Annotated in this window: 7 protein-coding genes and 1 pseudogene; 5 read left to right on the top strand and 3 right to left on the bottom strand. The window is 51.8% G+C overall.

Going from position 1 to position 5,903, the window contains the following annotated elements; genetic code table 11:
* Nucleotides 1-225 precede the first annotated feature (225 nt).
* Together ACSZO4_RS24190 and ACSZO4_RS24185 are read left to right on the top strand one after the other, a co-directional pair.
* On the top strand, nt 226-1,068 hold the full coding sequence (locus ACSZO4_RS24190; protein WP_437891630.1) for a hypothetical protein: 843 nt from the start codon (nt 226-228) through the stop codon (nt 1,066-1,068).
* Between the two features lie 133 nt (nt 1,069-1,201).
* Nucleotides 1,202-1,435: a YgdI/YgdR family lipoprotein gene (locus ACSZO4_RS24185; RefSeq protein ID WP_437891628.1), complete on the top strand. Its 234-nt coding sequence runs from the start codon at nt 1,202-1,204 to the stop codon at nt 1,433-1,435.
* 53 nt (nt 1,436-1,488) lie between these two features.
* Here the strand turns inward: ACSZO4_RS24185 and ACSZO4_RS24180 are convergent, their stop codons facing one another.
* Genes ACSZO4_RS24180 through idnO form a run of 3 tightly spaced genes read right to left on the bottom strand, consistent with a single transcriptional unit; the run spans nt 1,489 to nt 3,264 of the window.
* Nucleotides 1,489-1,962: a YhcH/YjgK/YiaL family protein gene (locus ACSZO4_RS24180; RefSeq protein ID WP_437891627.1), complete on the bottom strand. Its 474-nt coding sequence runs from the start codon at nt 1,960-1,962 to the stop codon at nt 1,489-1,491.
* Complete coding sequence (locus ACSZO4_RS24175) at nt 1,959-2,489, bottom strand: gluconokinase (protein ID WP_437891629.1); 531 nt, start codon at nt 2,487-2,489, stop codon at nt 1,959-1,961. Before ACSZO4_RS24175 ends, ACSZO4_RS24180 begins: the two co-directional genes overlap by 4 nt.
* Nucleotides 2,490-2,499: 10 nt before the next feature.
* Nucleotides 2,500-3,264, bottom strand: a complete 765-nt coding sequence (gene idnO, locus ACSZO4_RS24170) for a gluconate 5-dehydrogenase (protein ID WP_437891626.1) — start codon at nt 3,262-3,264, stop codon at nt 2,500-2,502.
* Between the two features lie 239 nt (nt 3,265-3,503).
* Between idnO and ACSZO4_RS24165 the strand changes: the two genes are divergently transcribed.
* The 3 genes and pseudogenes from ACSZO4_RS24165 to ACSZO4_RS24155 all read left to right on the top strand — a co-directional run.
* The gene (locus ACSZO4_RS24165; RefSeq protein WP_437891625.1) at nt 3,504-4,496 is read left to right on the top strand and encodes a LacI family DNA-binding transcriptional regulator; all 993 of its coding nucleotides are present in this window, start codon (nt 3,504-3,506) and stop codon (nt 4,494-4,496) included.
* Nucleotides 4,497-4,706: 210 nt separating this feature from the next.
* Complete coding sequence (locus ACSZO4_RS24160; protein WP_437891624.1) at nt 4,707-5,657, top strand: 2-hydroxyacid dehydrogenase; 951 nt, start codon at nt 4,707-4,709, stop codon at nt 5,655-5,657.
* Nucleotides 5,658-5,702: 45 nt separating this feature from the next.
* Nucleotides 5,703-5,834, top strand: a pseudogene (locus ACSZO4_RS24155) (MFS transporter); the annotation flags it as partial.
* Between the last annotated feature and the right edge of the window lie 69 nt (nt 5,835-5,903).

Here is a 5,903-nt window from a genome sequence, read left to right as displayed (position 1 = left end):
AGTCCGTTAATTGCACTGACTTAATTAGATCAAAGTCCCGGCCTCACGGCCAGGACTTTGTCAGCAGTCTGAAGCCAGCGTAAGCTGGCTTTTTTTATCTCCCGCCCCCTAAATTTAATAGCCAATTTCTTTTTCACTCCCACGTGACCATCCTTTACCCTTAAACCATATCGTTTAATGGGTCCGTCTTTCACGTTCAAGGAGAAACACGTGTTTAAAAGAATCATGCTGTTGGCAGCCTGCATAACATTGACCGCCTGCTTTGGCGACAGTAAAGAATTCCTGATTGATAACCCTACCGGGCAACCATTAACTATTTCGATCGACGATCAAAAAATCACGGTTCCGGCGCAGGCGTCGCAAAATATCAAACTCGATGCGGGTCAACATACGCTGACGCTGGAAAAGGGTGAAAAGGTGAATTTCAGCGTGTTTTACGCCTGGCCAGGTTCGGGCGAGAGCGGCCTCATTAACCCGACCCGAACCCGTTATATTTACGTGGTACAAAAGTATCTGGCGCCAGGGGTACAGCCAGCCGGTGAAAACAGCGATGTTCACACCCTGACAATTGATGGACAGACCGTCACCGGCCCGTTCAACGATCTGGGGAGCGAACTGTTTATTGATAAATTCGAAAATCATTGGGAACTGAACCCGACGGAGTCATTCCCACAATCGATGTCATCGACATCGAAGGATAATTACAAAACCAAGATCTTCCGCATCCAGGACTTTAAGTATTATTACGATAATGAATTTTCTCCGTCAGCTGACTACAGCAAAAATATGCGTATCAGGGAGTCACGTTATCAGCCGCCAGAAATAACTGCGCATTTCAATTCTCCTGAACTCCAGCAAAACCTGGATGCCGCCAGCAAAATTTATGCAGCCTTTATTCACGCAGAATCGGCAAGTGAACAAAAAGATTTGCTGAAGGAGTTTGAAAAACAGAACCGCGAGAAATGGCGCAACCCTAAAACGGGTGGCGAAGAAACAACCCGCTACTATGAAGTCATGAGCAACATTAACCACATAATGATGAGCTCAATTCTGGAGCTTAAGCCGTAACGTCTCAGCTACGGGCATCGGCTTGCCGCGATGCCCGCTCTCGGAACCTTCTGTATTTTCATAAAATTTCAGGACGTTAAACTAAAATAGTGAGGTATGTAATCTAATCCATCTGAAAGCAGGGGAGAACACCATGCGATCGAAACGACTATTAATGTCCATCTTTGCTGCCGCCACGCTGTTTACCGTTGCAGGTTGCTCGTCAAACCAGGCGCTAAAAACCACTGATGGCAAAACCATTGTGACCGATGGCAAGCCACAGGTTGATGAAGATACGGGGCTGGTTTCCTATGAAAATGCGGAGACGGGAAAAACCGAGCAGATTAACCGCGACCAGGTGAAAAACATGAGTGAGCTGGATAACTGATCCCGGTCGCCCTGAGAGAATAGTCCCGCCGTCGTGCGGGACTTTTTTATGGGTTACGCGGTGAGAAGTGCTGCGTCGATTTTCACCACGATTTTGCGCAGTGCTGCCGGTGCGTCGAGAGTGCACATCGGGCGGTGCAGTTCCAGAGGGAAAACAATCGCCAGCTCTTCTGGTTGCAGGTGGATCAGCGTTTCGCTGGCGATATGCTGACAAAAGCCCAGATCGAAGGCGGTATTAAACGGCTCGCTCAAATCCAGCGGCAGGCCGGTTACCCCGGCACCTACCACCTCAAGACCCGCCAGCACAATATGAATATCAATGTACTGACGGTGAAATTCCGGGCGCTGTTCGGCGAGCGCTCGCGTATGGCCTTCAACGACCGAAAAGAACACGCTGTCACCCTGCAACGGATATTTCCCGGCAGGCAGCGAATGGGGCGCTTTGTCGATAATGGCTTGTAAAGTCTGGCGAATAATAGCCGGATAAATCGGGTTAACGGCAGCGGCGGTCAGGTTATCAATAATCATACGGCAACATCCTGCTTAACATGGTTTTGTAACAGTGAAAGGCTTTGTGCGACGAGGGTGGCGACAGGGGGCGCGATATCAACAGCAATAATGTCCACTTCGTCTTCCGCCGGCAGCTCCAGCGCCGCGAACTGACTTTGCAGCAGGGCTTCAGGCATAAAATGTCCCTGACGCTGGCGCATCCTGTCCAGCACGCAGGCGTAATCTCCTTTCAGCCACAGAAAACGCACATTGTTATTGCCCCGCCGCAGCAGGTCGCGATAGCGTTTTTTTAACGCCGAGCAGACCAGCACGCCGGACTCATTTTTCTGCTCAAGGCTGAAAATTACATCCGATATGCGCTCCAGCCATGGTTGCCTGTCGTCATCGTTGAGCGCCTGGCCCGAGGCCATTTTGCGGATGTTGTGTCGGGGATGGAGATCATCCCCGTCGATAAATTTGGCCTGCATTGCCTGGGCCAGCGCCATCCCCACCGTCGATTTTCCGGTGCCGGAGACGCCCATTAAAATTACGCACTGACCTGCCATCATCGGCTCCTTACACTGCCACCAGCATGCCGCCGTCCACGAACAGCAGATGCCCGTTGACGAAGTTGGATGCTTTTGAAGAGAGGAACACCGCGGCGCCGACCAGCTCTTCCGGGTTGCCCCAGCGGGCGGCAGGGGTGCGTTTACACAGCCAGTCAGTAAAAGCTTTGTCATCCACCAGCGCCTGAGTCATCGCCGTCTGGAAATAGCCAGGGGCGATGCCATTTACCTGAATATTGTATCGCGCCAGTTCAACGCACATCCCACGCGTCAACATTTTCACCGCTCCTTTTGCTGCGGCATACGGGGTGATGGTGTCGCGGCCCAGTTCGCTTTGCATGGAGCAAATATTGACGATTTTGCCCTGCTTACGCGTCATCATGCGTTTGGCGACGGCCTGGGAGACCAAAAAGACGGCCGTCTGGTTGACGGCGATAACGGCATTCCACTCTTCAACCGGGAATTCGGTAAAAGGGTGACGGCGTTGAATTCCGGCGTTATTAAATAACACGTCGATGGCGCCAATATTATTTTCGATATCGTCGATGGCTTTCTCAACGGATTGTGCATCAGTGACATTAAATACTGAGGTCCAGGCGGTTGCACCTTCATCACGTAATTTCATTGCCGCCTGCTCTGCACGCTCGGCGGAAATATCGTTGATGATAATTTCCGCGCCATATTGCGCCAGCCCCTGAGCCATCACAAAACCGATCCCCTGACCTGAACCGGTAATTAAAATACGTTTGCCGTTTAAACTAAAAAGATCGTTCATTGTTATTTCCTGCCCTGATGATGTGCTGTCTATCTCACGGTTTTTATCAGGGTCAAACTGTGATGAAGATCACTCAAATCCATGTTACGAAAAGGGGTTACCTTTAGTGTGAACCTGGATGGAAAATACGGGGTAATTCAGGCGCTAACCGCGTTGCCATGCGCGTTCTGGCAATTCTCTTTTTAGGTAACACGGGGCATAATGTCAGGCTTGCGCAGGCGTCAGAACAGGTATCAACAATGAAACCACAACGAATTACATTACATGATATCGCGGCGCTGGCGGGGGTCACTAAAATGACGGTCAGTCGCTATCTGCGAACCCCGGAGCGGGTGAAGCCTGATACCGCAGAGCGCATCGCCAGCGTGATTGCGGAGGTCGGTTACCAGCCTGATCCGGATAACCCGGCAATGTCGGCTAACAGCCTGCCGCGCATCGGTGTTCTTATCCCTTCTTTTAATAATCAGATCTTTGCTGACCTGCTTGCCGGTATTGAGTCCGTGGCCGCCGCGCAGGGCTATCAGACGCTGGTGGTCAACTACGATTATGACAGCCAGCGCGAGGAAGAGCAGATTGCCACGGTACTGGCTTTTAAGGTTAAGGGGTTGCTGCTGACCGAATCCGTGCACAGCCTGCGGGCGGAGAAATACCTGAAAGCCGCCAGAATCCCCATTGCCGAAGTGATGGGCCTGTCGGCGAACCCGGACCGTATCAACGTGGGGTTCGATAATGTGCAGGCGGGCTTTGATATGACCACCATGCTGCTGGCCAGCGGCAAGAGACGCATTATCTACTTCGGCTCCATGTCCGATGTGCGTGATGAACAGCGCTACAGTGGCTACTGTCAGGCCATGGAAGCCCAGGGCTTACCGGTGGGACGTATCGCGCCCAATAAGGTCTCTTCGGTCTCGATTGGTACCGGCATGATGACCCTGGCCCGCCAGATGTATGCTGATATGGACGGTATTTTGTGCACCAATGATGACCTGGCGGTAGGGGTGTTACAGGAATGCCTTGCGAGCGGTATAAAAGTCCCCTCTGAACTGGCGATTGCCGGATTCCATGGTCTGGAGATCGGGCAGATCATCAGCCCTCGTCTTGCGAGTGTTCTGACGCCACGTTACGAAATGGGGAAAGTGGCAACTGAAATCATCATCAAAAAAATCAAAGGATTACCAACCATAGAAAAAGTCGATCTCCATTTTCGCCTGTCGATGGGCGAGACAATCTGAGCCGAACAGGCGAGCTCAGATTGTTAGCGTTTTGTTGTGCTAATGTCGACAGCCGTCAGGGGAACAGAGCCGATTTGTCCATATCGATCACGCAGAAGGTAACACGCTTTTTTAACACGATTCTGCGTGACCTGGATCGCAAAATTACCTGCCAAAAACCCGTTTGATAATACGCATCTGACGTACTGAAACTTTCAAACAGGTAATACTATGAATACACAAACCCCCCGCACCGTTCTGCTGATTGCCCCTGTTGTGGACAGCCTGCTGGATAAACTCTCCAGCGCGTTTAGGGTTCACCGTCTTTACGAGCAGCCGGACGCCGCTGCCTTTCTGCAGGAGGTTGGCGACTCCATTCAGGTGGTGGTAACGCGCGGTGATATTGGCGTCAGCAATCAGGTTCTTGAGGCGCTGCCGCAGGTGGGGCTGATTGCCCTGTTTGGCGTCGGCACTGATGCGGTGGATCTGAATTACACCCGTTCGCGCAATATTCAGGTCACCATTACGTCCGGCGTGCTGACTCAGGGCGTGGCCGATCTGGCGATGGGGCTGCTGCTGGCTGGTGCCCGCCAGCTCTGTCAGGGCGACAAATTTGTTCGTGAAGGACGCTGGCTTAAGTCAGCGCCTGCGCTGGCGACCCAGGTCAGCGGCAAACGTATTGGGATCTTTGGGATGGGGAATATCGGTCAGGCTATTGCCCGTCGCGCCAGCGGTTTTGATATGGAAATCCTGTATAACAACCGGCAGAAAATTGCCGGACTCGACTACCAGTGGTGCGCGGACTTGCACACCCTGGCCCATGAGAGTGATTTTCTGGTGATTGCCGCATCCGCCGGGGCGGAAAACCATAAACTGATTGACGCTACCGTTCTTAACGTGATGCCGAAACACGCATGGCTTATCAACATCGCCCGCGGTTCGCTGGTGGATGAACGCGCGCTTATCAGCGCGTTACAAAAAGGTGTTATCGCCGGGGCCGCACTCGATGTGTACGAAGATGAACCCAACGTTCCGGCAGAACTGATTGCCCTCGACAATGTTGTACTGCAACCTCACGTGGCCAGCGCCACCCATGAGACCCGCCAGAAAATGAGCGATGTCGTTTATGCTAACGTCGAAGCCTGGTTTGCGCAGGAACCGTTGCCCAATGTAATTGCGTAATTTCTTACCCTGGTTTTTTCTATCCTCGGCGACAGAGAGAAAAATATGAATAATAAAATACCCGGCACACGCTGGTGGCGAATTATTGCCCCGGTTCTTATTGCCTGCATTATTTCTTTTATGGACAGGGTAAATATCAGTTTTGCTTTACCGGGCGGAATGGAAGCCGATTTAGGGAAGGTGCGATTTAATCGTCAGTTATGAGAACATAAGGCTTTCTTTGCCATAGATTTTTCACGATGCCCG

The organism is Phytobacter sp. V91, from assembly GCF_965644225.1.
Taxonomy (GTDB): domain Bacteria; phylum Pseudomonadota; class Gammaproteobacteria; order Enterobacterales; family Enterobacteriaceae; genus CBFFRJ01.
This window is presented reverse-complemented; position numbering and strand designations above follow the sequence as displayed.